Raw genomic sequence first — 17749 nt, forward strand, 5'->3', positions numbered from 1 at the left:
ATAGTTATGAGTGTGTTGTTATGCGTCTCTTAGCGTGTCAGAGGCGCATTAAAAAACCACAGTCAACAACCCTATAATAAGGGGCGCTAATATAGCATATTATCGAGCGCTTTGGATATGCGCATCCGTGACCCGCTTATGACTAATAGCAATTAGTGAAAGGGAGTTTAAAGAGTAGAGAAGGCAATGTCAGTATAAAAAGAAACGCTCATTGGGTGTGGTCGAATCTAAATAATCTTGATAAAGAAAGCAAACATGGATTATATACGCCGCACCTCAAGTGAGATGACGCTGTAGCGGATGCATAGAAGAGAGTTGACTTGTAGGTAGCTGATTAATCGTGCTGGGTATGGTGTGGGTCATGTTTGACTGGTATAACGACTAAAAATCTCGTATGACCATTTAGCGTATCGGTGATAATACGCCCTTGATGGGCGGTGACGATTTGCGAAACCAAGGACAAGCCGAGCCCCGAGCCTTTGTTTTTTTGCTGCAAGCGCACAAATGGGCTAAACACCTCTTCGCGCTTGTCTTCAGGAATACCAGTGCCTTCATCAATCACTGCCAGTACCGCATATTTTGGTAAAGGACGTACAGGTTCGGCTTTCGCTTTCTTCATGTGTTTGGCAAACAGTCCTTCTTTGCGGGGTGTACTCGTTGTTTCACTATCATTTTGCGCGGTGTCTTTGCTGTCCTTTTTAGCGCCAGTTGCAGAAACAGCTTCTTTATCTGCTTTTGGCGCTTCACCACTTTTTTGCGCCTTGACGCTCCTACTTATTATTCCCTCTGTAGACTTAGGCGCTTCCTCGCTATGAGCCGCATTTTCAGTATGGTTGGCAGCGGTAGAAGACAGGGCAGAGTCAGGAACCGCCTTCCAAATAACCTTTTTAATTCTGTCAGTCAAATCACTGGTAAAGCTGTGATGGGTAACCACCAATGATGAGTCACTATTGGGACGGGGGGAGTCACTCGTACTTGTGGCAGCAGTGCTTGAGGTGACAGCAGCGTTTAAGTCAGAGTGCTCATCGTGAGTACTAGGAGCATGGGTTTCTGTTAATCCCGTCCCATTCTCAAGGCTCTCGCTGTTAGCATCCGTATCTAGGCTAACCTCTGCATGAGTATCGCTATCAACAGCAACGCTTTCACCATTTTTATAAATAGGCGGAGCTGGCAGTGTGGCTATTGGTTCTGCTGCTTCAGATTTGACTTTATCTGTATGGGACGCGTCGTTTGAATTTTTCGGGCTTTGTGGCGCCTCTTCGTTGTTATCAAGTTGTTCAGTTTGCTCGTCATACGTTTCAAAGTCAGAGCTATTATAATCGACAAAGCTACTAGATAGCACCGTTTGCAATAGATAATCAGGAATGGTGCCGGCTTCCTCAGCCGTTTGCACACCGTATAGCAATACCGTGACTGGCGGTTTGCCATGGAGCATCGCATTGGTTAATAAATTGCGAATCAAATGGGTCAACATGGATGACTGACCATCAATGACAATATGTTCACCAATCAGGGTGGCTTCAGGGTAGTGCTGACGTTCTTGATTGACTAGATCATACAAGTCCAAGCGTTCAACTTGCTGCAACGCATGACCAGCATCTAAACGGCTCACCAGTAGGATACTCTCCACCAAGTCATTGAGTCCTGATAAGTCGCGATTAATTGCGTGGGCGCGCTTATCAAATTTCGCTTTAGTATCAGAAGGTAGAGCGCCCGCCAGCATATCCATCATCTCAATCTGTAAACGGATACGCGTAATGGGCGTACGCAGCTCATGAGAAGCGTGCGCTAGTAGTAAGTTATTGGCATCGATAAGATGTTCGATCTTTTGTGCTGCTTGGTTAAAACCGCGGGCTAATGAGGCGATTTCATCATTACCGCGGGCATTAACGCGTACCGTAAAATCACCATCGCCCAGTTGCGTCATCTGTTGGCTCATCTGATTGATGCGCCACGTGATGGTACGAGCAATCCACCACAGTACGCCTGCCATTATGAGTAGCAGCAGTAGCGTACCCGTGAATAAATTCAACGCAGCCGAGAGTACCGGCTTTTTAGGTGGTAAGCGTGATTCATACAACAGGGTATAGCCAGTGCTGCTATAGACTTGGACTTGCTTGGTAGGGGAGACATCAGAAAATGAGGGGAAAACGCGTGATAGCAGCGATGGGGGCGCTGGCAGCTCTAGCGGTAAATCGCTATTGTCTGTTTGCATCAGCAACCGGCCATCATTGTTGTATAAGCCCATCTTTGCTTGTAGAGACTCATCAAAGATATCAAAGCTTTTTTTGACCACAGCCAGCATAAAGCGTGACTGTAATCGATTGTCCTTACTAACAGAGACATTAAGCTCATGCAAAAATGGGTCAATTTGTCCCAAAATCTGTGTGGCCAGTATTTCTGAGCGTATGCCTGCATCTTTGTCATGCACCAGTTGAGTCAATAGCACCATCGCGACTGCAAATAAGATAAGTGCCAGCATGACACTGGCAAATAGCTTGGCAAATACGGAGCGAAATCCCAACTGCTGCATTAAATAGTCTCTGTTTTTAAGCGTTTACGTCGGCTCACAGGTTTGTCTCATACCACTGGGTTGGCTACTTTGTGGGATCAAACCTGATCGGTGGCAAACTGATACCCAACGCCGCGTACGGTAATAATACGTTTTGGCTGGCGTGGGTTGTCTTCAATCAACGCGCGCAGACGTGAAATATGCACGTCAATCGCGCGATCAATGTTGTCTGAGCTGTCATCATTGGGCATGGCTTGCCAAAGCTGCTCACGATTTAACACTTTACCAGAATGGGTAGCAAAGTAATGCAAAAGTTGGAACTGATGCGTCGTCAAACGTACTGGTTCATCGTCGATAGTGACTTCATGGCTGTCAGGGAAGACGCTCAAACGCCCAAACGTTAAGCTGTCTGACTGGCTGTCTGCTTGATTGGGCTGCTCGTGCCGACGAATAACCGCGCGAATACGAGCCAAAAGCTCACGTGGCTCAAAGGGCTTAGCAATATAATCATCAGCGCCCATCTCAAGACCGAGTACGCGATCCGTTGTATCCCCTTTCGCAGTCAACATGATAATCGGCACTTTATTGGTCATGTTGTTTTTATTGCCGCGAATTTTTTGACACACTTGCATGCCGTCCATATCAGGCAACATCAAATCAAGCACGACCAAATCAATGTCACGCTCTTTGGTGTCTAGTAAATCAAGCCCTTCTTGACCAAGTCCTGCATGATGGACATCATAATAATTCATTGTCAGGTAGTCACTGATCAACTCAGCCAAATCTGGATCATCTTCAATTAATAAAATCTGTTTGCTCATGGGTTGTCCTCTCGTTGTTGTTATAGTTTGCCAAAAGTCTTGTGCGCTTGATGTGTTAATCAGACAAGCACATCACTATATTAGCGGCTCAAGCATTGACATTATTTACTCATTTATACTCACTCTCGCAATCTGCAAACCTGTTTTCAGACTACTAAGACCGACAGTCATAAAGTACAAACGGTTCCAATACTCAGTATATGCTATATATCATACGGGCATAGTGCCTAATTACGCTGTTACAAAACAAGAGAGCCTTTGTTAATGTTTCTACACAATGTAACTGTCGATGTTTATCGCTATGAAACAATGACTTTTTTGCCTTCAGAATCAATGGGTAAGTCTGCCAAACAAATTAAGCTGTCATTACTGATACCCGCAATTAAATACTGGTTTGTCGTGGGATTATATTCAACCACTTCAATAGCTCGGCGCTTCAAGCGCTGATCTTGGCCAATAACCCAGACGTTCGCCGTCAAAGGTCTCAGCGGCTTGTAGGGCGGCTTTTGTAGTTCTGTTAAGTCGACATCATGAAGGGCGCGTTTGGGTACAATCGTACCCACATCTATTTGACCATAATTAACTCGCCCTGTGACCTTCATATTTGGTAACAGCTTGTCATGATTTTTCTGATTTTCAATCACATCGACGTAGACTAAGAGTTTTTTAGGCTGACTGGTCGCTGTCAGCTTACTGACCTGTCCCGTAAACTTGTCTGACACACCTTCAGCGGTAAAGTTGACCGTCTGACCAACCGAAAGCTGAGGTTCCGCTTGAATAGGTAGGGTAGCAATAAAGTACAATTTCGTCTCGTCGCTAAGCTGTAATAGAGGGGTGCCAGCGTCTATATTTTGTCCCGCCTTCACATATAATTCTTCTACACGCCCTGAAAAACTGGCCCGCACCGTGACCAATTTATAGTGAGAGGGTCTGCTCGTCGCACCTTTGCTACTATTTACCGTTCTATCGCTAGAGTCGACGTTTGCGTTATCGATGGTTGACGGCGCTTTTGATGGCTCACTGCCATCGGTCACGCTGTTTTTTATGCCTGTCTTATTATCATTGTCATCAGTAGTGGCTTGCTCAGGGCGGGAGTGGGCCTCTTTTTCTTGTTTGTCTGCCAGCTTTGCGCCTTTGGGACCGTCGATGTTATTAGCCAATGTATTTTCTTGAGGCGAGTTCTCGGTTTCTAGCGGTGCGTTGCCTGCTGTACGCTCTGAGTGCACTCCTGTGTTACCGCTCTCCAAACGTCGAACAATGAGCAAAGGCGTCTCTTTTTCTACCCATTGTCCCTCACTGATCAGTATTTCTTTGACGTTGATAGGGTGTGCGGCTGTAAACTTGGTTTGTTTGATGGGTTCGATACGACCTTGCAGTCCCACACTAGGCTGATAGCGTGACGGCTTAATACTCAATATGTGCTCTGGTGTCATGGTCACGCTATCATTAGTAATGACAATTGGCGTATCGACTGCGGCACTGTCTGTGGAAGTCACGGGTTCATCAGTAGGCGGCGATGGCTGACAGGCGGCAAGCAAGAAAGCACTGAGTAAATAGGTGCTGTTTTTTAAAAGTTTAGAAGCAGTCATAGCCGTCACCGTAAGAATCGTTATTTTATTATATAGTGAATTGTATCGAGGTGAAACAATTGCCCAATACTTACGATAATTACCAAGATTGAGGTTTTAATTACTAATAAATAGCCAAAATCATTGCGCTCGCGAGTAACAACCATTTTTATGTTACTGGCTAGTGTGAACATTTATTTGTTAATGACTGGAAAAGGGTCAATAACTGTGCTAAAACGAACATAACAAATTCTATTGATACACTTTTATTACAAAATAAAATTATCCAGCAATGTGATTATCGTTTCTATATAATGCAGAAATATCATGCGGTTGATGGTTTTAGAAATTGAGAGCGCTATCGATGACTTATGTATGACTGTTCTCTGAGCGCGCGTTACCAACACTGAGGTAATGGGCGCTCAAAAAAGCGAAATAGTTCGGGCAAAAAACGCCGAGTAGGGCTCAATTTAGCAAATTTATCAATCAGAAAGTGCGTATAGTAACCCATGTTGATGCCCTGTTTGACAGGCAGAGATTGACAGATGACAGATTCACTGTCATAACACATGGCAATACAAATTTAGACGGCCGTATCACGTGAAGAACACGTGATATGACGAGGTAAAAAAACCGTTAAAAGTTTGTATTGATCGGTAGCATTACGAATCAATAGTCGTTTATAGGACAGTGATAATGGAAAATAATTTTGATGGTTTAAAAGTGATGGTGATTGATGACTCAAAAACCATTCGCCGTACCGCAGAAACCCTATTGCAAAAAGCGGGTTGTGAAGTAGTGACCGCGATTGACGGTTTTGATGCGTTAGCAAAGATTGTTGATAACAACCCAGATATTATTTTTGTCGATATTATGATGCCGCGTTTAGATGGCTATCAGACTTGTGCGTTGATAAAAAACAACCCAGATTATGCCAGTAAGCCCGTGATTATGTTGTCGTCTAAAGATGGCTTGTTTGATAAAGCGCGGGGCCGTATCGTTGGTTCTGATGAGTATTTGACGAAGCCATTTAGTAAAGATGAGCTGTTTGAGGCAATTAACCAGTACCGCTAGGACAAATAAGTAAATGTGTGATTAAATTCAGGCTGAACAATCTGTGAGATTTCGGTAAACTTTACAGGTTAGGCGATATGGCCTAGGCATTTGGGTTTATGAGTATTTACAAATAATTGCTCAACGTTTCATCACAACCTTTAAGAAAGTCTCTTTGTCATTCATGTTTGACGAGTCATTTTACTTGGGTTGTTTCAATAATATAAAAATATATCCTCTGGGGTATTTTCGAAAAAAGGGAATTCTTATGACTACTGTTTTAGTCATTGACGACTCGCCATCTGAAATGGCGAAATTTCGCGACATGCTTGCTCGACATAATTTTACAGTATTAGAGGCGACAAATGGTGAGCAAGGCTGTCAGATGGCCGTGGATCATCTACCAGATGTCATCCTAATGGATGTGGTTATGCCAGAGATGAATGGTTTTCAGGCCACTCGTAAAATCACTCGTGGTGAAACCACAGCCCACATTCCTGTGATTATGATCAGTACCAAAAATCAAGAAACAGATAGGGTTTGGGGCAAGCGTCAAGGCGCTAAAGAGTACATGGCTAAGCCAGTTGATGAAAATGGATTGGTTAATATCATTCGCAAAGTAATGGAGTAGCTTGTGGCATCCAGGGGATTTATTGAGCTTCTGCGTTTAGCAGATTTGGCCCGCGCCCGTAAAAGTGGACGACGCGGTGGACAAGAGTATGACTGGCAAGGTGTGGTATTTGAGATTGGCGGACAGCGACTGGTTGCTCCGATGGGTCAGATATCAGAAGTGTTGGCCATGCCGGAGTACACAAGCTTGCCTTTAGTAAAACCCTGGATGTTAGGCATTGCCAATATTCGTGGACGCCTATTACCAATAACGGACTTGTCTCAGTTTTTACAGGTTCCTAGCCGCTTAACGCAAATGAGCCAACGAAAAGTCATTGTCATCGATCAGGACAATCTGTTTTCAGGACTGTTGGTCGATCAAGTCATTGGTATTGAGCAGTTTACTCGGGACCAGTACCGAGCAGAAGCGATTGAGCCTAGTTCGCCCTTTGCCCCCTATAATCATGGAAAGTTTGTTAAAAATGAGCAGGATTGGTATGTCTTTATGCCAAGCTTGCTCGCCCAAGATGTGCAGTACACCGATGCTGCAATATAGCTGTCGATAACAGAGTACGTAGCTGTTAGAACAATGACTAAATAATAGCGAATGACATGATACGGTTGGATGTCAGCATTCATACAGGCTTTGCTAATCACTGCTGCTTTTATAACAGTAAGATTGTCAAAGTCAGTCACGAGAAGACTTTGACGATTGTTTGAAAGGAAACGCACTATGAGTGATGTTATAAAAAAACCTGTCGCTGGTACGACCAAAAAAACAGCAGATGGCAAAGAGGCTAATAACACTTGGAAACTGTTATTAGGATTTTTTGTTCTAGTGAGTGTGGTCTGTTTGATTTGGCTGGTAAATTCGTTATCGTCAGTGAGCCAGTACTTAGCCGATTTTAACCAATCTGTTGTTTTACCGGCGGTTGTATTTGCCATCGGGGTGCTAGGGATTCTGTTTACTCTGTATCAGCTGCTTAAGCAGCGTGGTGGGTCCGAGCGATTACTGATTGAAAAAGAAACCCTACGCCGTCGTCAAGAAGCAGAGGCAGAGTCTGAGCGCGCCCGTCAGATTCAAGAAGAAAACGAGCGTAACCAGATAGCCATTCTACGTTTACTTGATGAATTGGGGGATTTGGCAGAAGGGGATCTAACGGTTAATGCCACGGTATCAGAAGATTTTACAGGGGCCATTGCTGACTCAGTGAACTTTGCGATTGATCAGTTGCGTCAGTTAGTACTGGTTATTAATAACACGGCTGCCCGCGTTTCGCAGTCCTCAGAGCAAACACAGATGAATGCGGTTGAACTGGCTGAAGCCTCTGAGCATCAAGCACAAGAAATTGCGGGTGTGTCAGCGGCTATTAATGAGATGACTGTCTCGATTGACCAAGTTTCAAACAACGCGTCAGAGTCTGCGACGGTTGCCCAGCGTTCAGTGGCTATCTCGCACAATGGGGCGGCGGTTGTACAGCGCTCTATTGAGGGCATGAACGTTATTCGTGATCAGATTCAAGAGACGTCCAAACGTATCAAGCGTCTTGGTGAGTCTTCGCAAGAAATTGGTGACATCGTTGGTTTGATTAATGACATTGCCGACCAGACCAACGTGCTGGCATTGAATGCTGCTATTCAGGCATCGATGGCGGGCGAAGCTGGTCGAGGCTTTGCGGTTGTTGCCGATGAGGTCCAACGCCTTGCTGAGCGCTCTGCTAATGCCACCAAACAGATTGAAACACTGGTAAAAACCATTCAGGCAGATACCAATGAAGCGGTTATGTCAATGGAGTCCACGACCTCTGAAGTCGTACGTGGGGCGCGTTTGGCGAAGGATGCTGGTGAAGCACTAGAAGAGGTACAGAGTGTTTCTAACACGTTGGCTGATTTGATTCAAAACATCTCAAATGCAGCCATGCAGCAGGCTGAATCTGCTGGACACATCTCGCACACTATGAATATTATCCAAGACATTACCTCACAAACCTCATCTGGGACGATGGCAACAGCGCGTTCTATTGGTGAGCTGAGCGAGATGGCGGCAGCGCTACAAGAGTCAGTGACAGGCTTTAAAGTAACGAATGACGATGAGTTGTTAGACAGTGACATGATAAGTACGGAAAATACGTTGTCAGAAAGCGCTTGATAATAACGCTCAGTGCTAAGTCAGTACTGAACGGTTTATCGTCTTTTATTAATATGTGCATTAAAACGCTGTACGAGCCGTGATGACGTGCAGCAAAAATCATAGCAGGTGATGTGAATAATTTTACTCAACCAGATGGCGATCCCATTCAGTCAGGCAAGAATCCTTTGGTCACAGACGTTAGGCAGGAAGACAGTCTTGATGTGCAGCAGTGGCAACGGTACATAGAGCAAGAAATTGGCTTTGTTCTACCAGATGTCCAGCTGCAGTGGTTGATAAATGCGATTGACCGTACGGCATTAACGCATGGACTGACAGCTAATAGTTTATGGCATCAACTGCCAAACAATACTATGTTACGTCAGCAGTTGTTAGATAAAGTGCTGATCCATGAAAGTCGTTTCTTTCGCCACATGCCGTCTATAGAATTTGTCACAAAGTATGCGCGGCAGCATCAATTGACGGCCTCCGACCGTAGTAGTGACAATGGCTCTAGTGAGTTATTTCGTATTTGGAGCGTTGGTTGTGCAAGTGGGCAGGAAACGTGGTCGCTCGCTATGAGCTTGGCAGCGGAGCCATTGAAAAACTATGTGATATTGGGTACTGATGTCAGCCAACAAGCCATTTTACAGGCACGACTGGGGCAGTATGATAAGCGGCAGCAGCTCTTAATTCCCGCCCGTTGCCAGCAGTTTGTTCAGCCATTGCGAGATAAGAGTGAGGCGCATCAGTCAAATTTTTATGGTTTATCTGCTGTAAAAAAAGCGACAAACAGTACGCACGCAGACTGGCAGATTGCGCCAATATTGCAACAGCGCGTTAGTTTCGCTTTACACAACATTATTGAGAAAAAACCACCCACGTCGCATCTTCAGCATGTGATCATCTGTCAAAATATGCTGCTATATTTTCGTAAGTTTGATCAGCGCGATATTCTAGCGAGACTATCAGAACAGTGTGCGTTAGGTGGATATATTATATTGGCTCCAGGTGAGGCGTTGTTTTGGCGTCCTTCGAATATGCGCCGTATTGCGCACCCACAGGTTAATGTGTGGCAAAAAATCCACGCCTAAATTAGTGCCTAAACGAGTTAGGATAAACCGATGAAAAACCAGCCCAATGACATAGTGACGCTTGAATGGTTGTTACCTCTGTTTAATCAGCAATTATCACAGATATCTGAGGGCTGGCAATTAGGCGCTGATCGCACTAATGCCGAGCAGATGGTACAGAACTACCATCAGGTTGGTGGGGCGCTGACCATGATCCGCCTGCCTTTATTGGCAAGTCTCGCCAATAAACTGAGTTTGCTGGCAGAAGCAAGCAATCGCACAAGTAGTCACAATAGTAACTCTACTCATCGTCGTATCGGCCAACTGTCTCATGAGTTGTTGCAGCGAGAATTGAATCAATACGCACATACGAGCAGTTACCGTACCGCCTTTGTTAGTAACGCTACTAACAAGCTTACGCAGGCGTTGGCAAAATTAGGGATAGAGACTGACTCACCTGCTAGTCTTATCGATCATCAAGGTGAGCATTCATACCCTAACGCTGTCGATGACCATGTTACTGACGACCGTTTTATTGACGACAGTGTTATCGATAATATTGAGGTGGTAGTACCGACTAGTAGAGCCGCTACGCAGTTGGCTGACCATCACTATCAACAGTTATTACTGGTTTGGCGACAGCAAGTACAAGAGTTACTGGTTACCAATACCAATCAGGCCTCTTTATTAACGGTATTAGCAAGGGTCAGTCAATACTTATGGCAGACCACTCAGGATGGTGACTTACAACGCCTGTGGTATGTAACAGACTTGTGGCTCAATGATCTGACTCATAACGACACACCGCTGCCTGAACAGTATGCACCCTTGTTAAGTCAGCTTGAGCAAATGATAGCGTCTTGTGTCCAGCAAACTCAGCTGTCATCGAGCACTATTAAACATTTAACTACCAGCGTGTATGCCGAGTTAAATAGCCTAGTCCAAAACAGTGAGCGCACGCAGTCTACGCTAAGCGGTGTGTCACGTAGCGCACCGACGCCTTCACGTTTTTTACCACGAATACTAAGTGAGCTTGAAACACTTATCTTCCATTTGGATAAGCCAGACACGCTTTTAACACCGTTGCAAAACATAAAAAGTCAGCTTAAGGGGCGAGGCTGGACATACTATGTGGCACAAGTCGACACGGTGCTTACAGATATAGAGCACGCTTTATCGTCAGAAACAGGCTTTGCCCAAGCGCAGGGGCAGATTGAGCGTAAGCTTCAAGAGCTGTACAGTGCTATTTATAATACCGAACAGACGATATCTCTTAAAATAGGAAACGCGGCCTCTTTTATTACGCGGTCTGATGTGGGCGAAAGTGTTGATACGCAAACGGCTGATAGTCAGGATTCAACTTCTGCTGGCGAAGGCTTGCGTGAGCTACGTATTGCGGTCGAAGACGTCAAGCAAAGCTTTAGTGCATATATACAGCGTCAAGATATCCATCTGTTGCCAACGGCTACAGACTTTACCCGTATTGGTGATGCTTTTGCTGACATGGGTTTACCCGCCATTCGCCAAACCATGAATGACATGGCCAGCATATTTACACAACTGGCAACTCACAAGATCGAAGCGCTCAGTTGGGATATGACCCAATCGCTAGCTGAGGGACTAACATCTATTGAGCTGCTGCTTGATTACCTTGCGCAGCAAGTTTTCAACCAGCAGTTACTAACACGGGCCAATGAGCACACTGCTAAAGCCGCACAGCTTCTAGATGTTTATATTGAAGCACCAGAGACGATCAACGACACTTTTCTGACGCAAAAGCCCGCCGCAACGAATGTACTTCGTTATGATGATAGTGGCGAGATTGCCCCTATTACTGATTCAGACATAGACAGTGAGAGTGTGGTAGAGCAAGCGACTACCGACGTTGGCAGTAACAGCGCTAATGACCAAAATAATAATAGTACCGAGAGTGCTGCATTGATGCGCGCTCGTGAGCAAGTCAAGCCTGATAACTTTGAGATAGATGAAGAGATTCGCGACATCTTTATCGAAGAGGCGACAGATGTCATCACTGACCTAGAAGACTTCTTACCTATCTGGCAGCAGGATGCACAGGACTTAACACCCTTAACGGAAGTACGCAGAGGCTTTCATACCTTAAAAGGCTCAGGGCGTATGGTCGGGGCTTTTAGTATCAGTGAGATGGCGTGGTCAATCGAAAACCTACTCAATCGCCTTTTAGATAAGACCTTACCTGTCACAGATGAGGTAGTCAGTCTTGTGATAGAGACGACCAAGCGTTTGCCAGCGTTGGTCACAGATTTTGCAGCGCAGCAATTACCAGGTTTTGACCCTGCTGTTACTATTTTACAAAGTCACAATTTAATGACGCAGCAATCTATCAATGCTGGGCTACCCACCTCTGAGCCTGCACTTACTGATACTGAGGTATCAAGTTTGACGGCGGACTATGCTGAGTTGTCAGATTCTCTCGATACCGTTTATGAATCTACCAAAGACAGGAATGATAGTGAAAGGAGCAGTAAACCTGCGTCCTTATCTACCCTAGCGATACCAGCGGTATTGGAGCCTTTTATGGCGGAGACGGATCAGTTGCCAGTAGATGCGAGCGATGCCGATCCTGATATTAAAGAGATATTTATAGAAGAAGCCAATGAAGTATTGGCAGACATCATACCTTTATGTGCAAATTGGCAATTGTCACCAACGGATTTAAGCGTGCTGGCGGATATCCGTCGCGGGTTCCACACCTTAAAAGGGTCGGGGCGTATGGTCGGGGCTAACTACACTGCGGAGCTGGCATGGGCGATAGAAAACATGCTGAATCGCCTCTTGGATCGTAGTATTACGGTCTCAGCAGATATGTGTCAGCTTATTGCAGATGTGTTAGCTGCCTATCCTAAGATGCTAACGGTGTTTGAAAATAACGGTCAAGAATACCCTACTATGGTGCCACTATGGATTGCATGCGCTAAGGCTTTTAGTAAACAGCAAGGGGATGAGTTCAGCTATTCTACCTTGACCGAGCAAGCATCGAATGAGTTTGAGCAAGAGCAAGCCAACCAAGATTGGGTCGTGCCAGCTGATGTAGATGAAGCCAATCTTATTGATGATGACAGTAGCGAAGAGATAGACATTACGCTACAGACGATTAACTCTGTCAACGAAATGATAGCAGAAGCACCCATTATCTTAGCGCCGCAAAGCGAAAAAGAAAAAGCATTCTTTGAGATTTTTATCGACGAAGCCGAAGGGTTGTTACACGATATTGATCAATTCGTTGATGAACATCAAAATCAGCCTTACGTTGAAGTGACCGATGCGATTGTACGGGCGTTTCACACGTTGAGAGGGGCGTCTGGCTCTAGTGCTTTAGCCGCTATCAGTGAAGTTAGTGCCACCATTGAGCATAGCTTGGAGTTGTTGCAGCAGCACGATACGGCCATGAATGCTCAGCATTTAGAAGCATTGGCTCAGTCTGCCACGTTGATGGATGGCTACTTGCACAATTACAAACAAAACATTCAGCCACAAGATGTGTCGATAGAAGGCGCGCAAAGTCAACAAGATATAGCCTCTTTACAAGCCATGCTGGGCGAGCCATATGGCGTTAGCGATGCTGAGGTTATATCGGATAATAAACCAACGATCGCGCAGCTTTTAGACAATCATATCGATGAATTATTGGATGCTGAATGGGAGTTAGATGCCGCACTGAGCCACTCTGAGACAGCACAAGTTCAGAGTTATATAGAGCAGCAAATTTCGCAAATACAGTATTTAGCCAATAAAGCCCAAGCGTTTCCAAAATTCACCTCAATCCTCAATGAGCTGGGTCATGCTTATACCTACTTGCAGGATAATCCTGACAAAGCAAGAGACAAAAATGTTCAAGCGGTATTACATGACGGCCATGCCCAATTAGTCGGTTTGTTTGATGCGTTAGCGGGTAGTATGTCACTGAAAATCGATCAGCAAGCTCTTGATGACCTGCAAAATATCTACCAAAATGATGATAGCAGTACTCATAATGAAAGCATCTTTACTGTGCAAACCGTCTCAGCGCCTGATCTACAGCTTGAGTCTATTGATACCGACGCTGAACTGTTAGAGATCTTCTTAGAAGAGGCGCAGGAGCTTGATACGGCGCTAGACGAGAGCTTTAATAAATGGCGTGCTGATATCACCAATGTTAATGCATTAAAAGTTTTGCAACGCCACCTGCACACTATCAAAGGTGGCGCGCGGATGGCAGGTATTCGTAGTATCGGCGATTTGACTCACGAAGCTGAAAGTATCTATGAAGCGTTTGTAGAGAACAGACGAGCACCAACAGCGCAATGGCTTGAGATTATGCAGGTGGTGCAGGACACGATGTCACTGCAATTGATGCACATCGTAAATTATAAAAAATCGTTTTTTGCCTCAGCGCTTATCGAGCAATTACAACAGTTTGAAAAAGCAAAAACGTTGCCAGAAACGGTAGAGCTCATCATACCAGCACCGAAGAGCCGTTTTGACTCTGAGACGGTAAGTACAGCTGACAGTAGTTATGATAGCGATGCGGCGTCTGATGCTTTAAGCCTAGACACTATGATTAAACAGTCATGGGCTCATGGTTTGCCTGATCCTGATATATTGGCGGTGTTTTTAGAAGAAGCAGAAGAGCTTACCAATCGTAATAAATATCTGCATTTATTCTTAAAAGATACAAGTAACACAACCGCGCTTCAAGCGCTTCAGCGTGATTTGCACACCATCAAAGGTGGGGCACGAATGGTTACTGCGGCTGGCATCGCTGATCTGGCTCATGAAATGGAGGCTGTTTATAAAGATTTTGTGAATAACCGCCGTCCTACTACCAAAAAAGTATTAGAGTTACTCGTTGCCAGTCATGACTGGCTTGCCGATGCGGTATCGATGCTTAGACAGCATGTCAATCCGCCAACGCCTGCATTGCTCATTGAAGCGTTACAGCAGTTTGGTAAAAATCCAGACAGTTTAAAACAAATACCCAAGGAGTCTCTACAGGCACAGCATGAAGCAATCTTCATAGCGAGAGAAAGGCAGGATTCACAGTATCTTGCGAAAGATATTAGTGACATGCCAGCGATGGTTAGCAGTACCAACGAGGAAGATCAGAGTGCTAACAATAATGAGATGATTCGTATTTCAGGAGGGTTGATCGAGCATATGATCAACTTGTCTGGCGAGTCAGCCATTAACCGTGCGCGTATCGATATGGGTATGAGCAGCTTGACCAACAGTATTGAAGATATGGGTATCACAGTACAGCGGCTAGCCGATCAGTTACGCCGGATGGAAATCGAGCTTGAGGCACAAATTTTATCGCAGATAGACGATGAGCTGATTGAGAATGAAGATTTTGACCCTCTAGAGATGGATCAGTACTCTTCTTTGAATCAATTATCAAAGTCCTTGACAGAATCGGCGTCGGATTTGGTTGATATTAACCACACCTTGTTAGAGAAAACACGTGATAGCGAAAGTCTTTTATTACAGCTGTCACGAACACAAACTGAGTTGCAAGATGGGCTTATGCATTCGCGTATGGTGCCATTTACGCGCTTGACCCCGCGTCTTGAGCGGGTCGTGCGTCAGACCGCTAACGAGCTTAACAAGTCTGTTGAGTTAACAATCATCAACGCTGATGACGAGATGGATAGAACCATCCTAGAGCGTATTACCTCGCCGCTTGAGCACATGCTGCGTAACGCGGTCGATCATGGTATCGAAAACACCTCGACGCGTCTAAAAGCAGGTAAAGAACGTAGCGGGCGTATCACTCTTGAAGTACAGCGTGAAGGGAGTGAGATTGTCATTCAGTTAGTAGATGATGGTCGCGGTATTGATGTAGACGCGGTACGTAATAAAGCGATCTCTCAAGGTCTTATTGACGCAGACGATAACAGCCTCACTGATCTTGATATCATGCAATATATTTTTAATGCTGGCCTAAGTACCAGTAAACAAGTGACGCAAATCTCTGGTCGCGGCGTTGGGATGGACGTGGTTATTAGTGAGATTCGTCAATTAGGTGGCGCCGTATCGGTCACCTCGGAGTTAGGTAAGGGATCACGCTTTACGATGCGTTTACCACTGACGGTAGCCGTGTCTGATGCGTTGGTGGTACGGGCCGCCGATCGATATTATGCGATACCATTGGTGCAGATTGAGCGTGTGGTTCGTATCAGTCCAGAAAAGCTTTACGACTATTATCAGTCAAATGATGCAACATTGAGCTTTGAGGACGGTGATTATCGGGTACGCTATTTAAATGAAATCTTATCAGGCAATAAGCTAAATGAGCTTGTCGTTAATACCAACACCAGTTTGCCGCTCATTCTTATTAAAAACCGCACAGGACACAACATTGCTTTACAAGTTGACCAAATCGCAGGGTCACGTATTGAGGTGGTGGTAAAACCATTAGGAAAACAGCTGTCAAACCTGCCTGGGATTTCAGCTGCTACTATTATGGGCGATGGCTCAGTAATGCTCATCTTAGATCTGATCGCGTTAATGCGTAATGCTCAGTTAAGTAAAAACGTCACGAAATCCGCTGATGCTAAACGAGGTCGTTTAGAGTCTAAGTCCACGGTCTTAGTCGTCGATGACTCAGTCACCGTACGTAAAGTAACGTCACGTTTCTTGGAGCGCCAAGGGTTTAATGTGGCGGTGGCAAAAGATGGTATCGATGCGATTGAGATATTACAAGACACGACCCCAGACATGATACTGCTAGACATTGAGATGCCGCGCATGGACGGTTTTGAGGTCGCTACCCAAGTCAGACACAATAAGCGCTTACAGCACATTCCTATCATTATGATTACCTCACGTACGGGTGAGAAGCACCGTGAGCGTGCCCTAGAGATTGGCGTGAATGACTACATGGGTAAGCCATTCCAAGAGCAAGAGCTGCTCAGTAAAATCCAGCAGATACTGGGTCAAAAGGTCAGCTTGACTCATGATGGATAATGCACGTGTTTTGGCACTGAGTAAAAAAAACAAAGATGATATCAAGGTGATGGTGGTAGCAGAAGACTACCATCAGCGTATGGCTTTTTCGGACACTGTACGCAGTTGCGGTTTTACCCTCGTTGGTTGTGTGTCACGACTGCAATTGCAAAAAAAAAGCGAGCTCACCGATATGGCCATCGATATTTGGCTGATAGACAGTGACTACGATGATAATGTACTTACCGTGACCACCGCCTCTAAACCCGCGGCCGTACTGGTCGGTTTTAGCCAAGCACCTTATCTGAATGAAGCGCAGCAGTATGCCAAATGGCAGCGTAAGTTAAAGCGTAAGCTTGCACACATATTTGCTTTGCCGCTCTTAGTAGATGCCCCTGTTCAAAGGAATGAAAGTCCTGAAATAGAGTGGCGCTATGTGGTTTTTTTGGGCGCTTCTATGGGAGGGCCTAATGCCATAAAAGAGTTTTTAGATAACGTGTCGCCCACGCTGCCGATTTGTATTTTACTGGCGCATCATTTTAACAGAACCATGATTGATACCTTGCCGCGCATACTCAACCGTCATAATAACTGGCGTTGTCAGGTCATTACCTCTTCACAGCGCTTACGAGCCGGTCAGTGCCTTATAGCACCTATCGATAAGCAGATTGTCTGTGATTCAACAGGTCGAGTAATACTGTTAGATCAAGCTTGGAGCGGGGAGTATAAACCTGCTATCGGTCAGATTCTCAAAAACACCAGCGACGTTTATGGTAGTGAGCTTATCAATATCATATTTTCAGGGATGGGCAACGATGGGTCCCAGTACTTGGATCTCATTCAACATAACAACAGTCAATTGTGGGCGCAAGACCCTAGTTTGAGCGCTTGCTCAAGTCAACCTCAGGCTATTATTGATTCAGGGTATTGTGGTTTTGTCGGTAGTCCAGCGGATTTGGCAAAAAGACTGACGGATTATATTGGTGAAAGGGCGGTGACAAGCTCTTCGCCTTAACTTATGG

Annotated in this window: 9 protein-coding genes and 1 pseudogene; 7 read left to right on the forward strand and 3 right to left on the reverse strand. The window is 45.2% G+C overall.

The window, feature by feature from the left end; genetic code table 11:
* Positions 1-334: 334 nt before the first annotated feature.
* The 3 genes from B2P60_RS07155 to B2P60_RS07165 form a co-directional block, all read right to left on the reverse strand.
* A complete protein-coding gene (locus B2P60_RS07155) occupies positions 335-2533 on the reverse strand; it encodes a sensor histidine kinase (protein ID WP_286740260.1) in 2199 nt (732 codons plus the stop codon).
* 77 nt (positions 2534-2610) lie between these two features.
* Positions 2611-3333, reverse strand: a complete 723-nt coding sequence (locus tag B2P60_RS07160) for a response regulator transcription factor (RefSeq protein WP_058025471.1) — start codon at positions 3331-3333, stop codon at positions 2611-2613.
* Between the two features lie 299 nt (positions 3334-3632).
* Positions 3633-4922: an efflux RND transporter periplasmic adaptor subunit gene (locus B2P60_RS07165; RefSeq protein WP_286740261.1), complete on the reverse strand. Its 1290-nt coding sequence runs from the start codon at positions 4920-4922 to the stop codon at positions 3633-3635.
* Positions 4923-5597: 675 nt separating this feature from the next.
* Here B2P60_RS07165 and pilG point away from each other — a divergent pair.
* From pilG to B2P60_RS07200, 7 genes and pseudogenes are all read left to right on the forward strand, one after another.
* Positions 5598-5975 (forward strand): twitching motility response regulator PilG, encoded by a 378-nt coding sequence (gene pilG, locus B2P60_RS07170; protein WP_045453505.1) that lies wholly within the window; start codon positions 5598-5600, stop codon positions 5973-5975.
* Between the two features lie 247 nt (positions 5976-6222).
* A complete protein-coding gene (locus tag B2P60_RS07175; RefSeq protein ID WP_193005260.1) occupies positions 6223-6585 on the forward strand; it encodes a response regulator in 363 nt (120 codons plus the stop codon).
* A gap of 3 nt (positions 6586-6588) precedes the next feature.
* Positions 6589-7119: a chemotaxis protein CheW gene (locus tag B2P60_RS07180; RefSeq protein WP_193005261.1), complete on the forward strand. Its 531-nt coding sequence runs from the start codon at positions 6589-6591 to the stop codon at positions 7117-7119.
* Positions 7120-7638: 519 nt separating this feature from the next.
* Positions 7639-8712, forward strand: a pseudogene (locus B2P60_RS07185) (methyl-accepting chemotaxis protein); the annotation flags it as partial.
* A 113-nt stretch (positions 8713-8825) separates the two neighbouring features.
* Positions 8826-9785 carry a CheR family methyltransferase gene (locus B2P60_RS07190; RefSeq protein WP_286740264.1) on the forward strand — a complete coding sequence of 320 codons (960 nt, stop codon included), beginning with the start codon at positions 8826-8828 and terminating at the stop codon, positions 9783-9785.
* 30 nt (positions 9786-9815) lie between these two features.
* Positions 9816-16748 (forward strand): Hpt domain-containing protein, encoded by a 6933-nt coding sequence (locus B2P60_RS07195; RefSeq protein WP_286740265.1) that lies wholly within the window; start codon positions 9816-9818, stop codon positions 16746-16748.
* A complete protein-coding gene (locus B2P60_RS07200; protein WP_286740267.1) occupies positions 16738-17742 on the forward strand; it encodes a chemotaxis protein CheB in 1005 nt (334 codons plus the stop codon). The genes B2P60_RS07195 and B2P60_RS07200 overlap by 11 nt, the downstream gene beginning before the upstream one ends.
* The last annotated feature ends 7 nt before the right edge of the window (positions 17743-17749 follow it).

Origin of the sequence: Psychrobacter sp. UBA3068 (assembly GCF_002366815.1) — a bacterium.
Taxonomy (GTDB): Bacteria; Pseudomonadota; Gammaproteobacteria; order Pseudomonadales; family Moraxellaceae; genus Psychrobacter; species Psychrobacter namhaensis.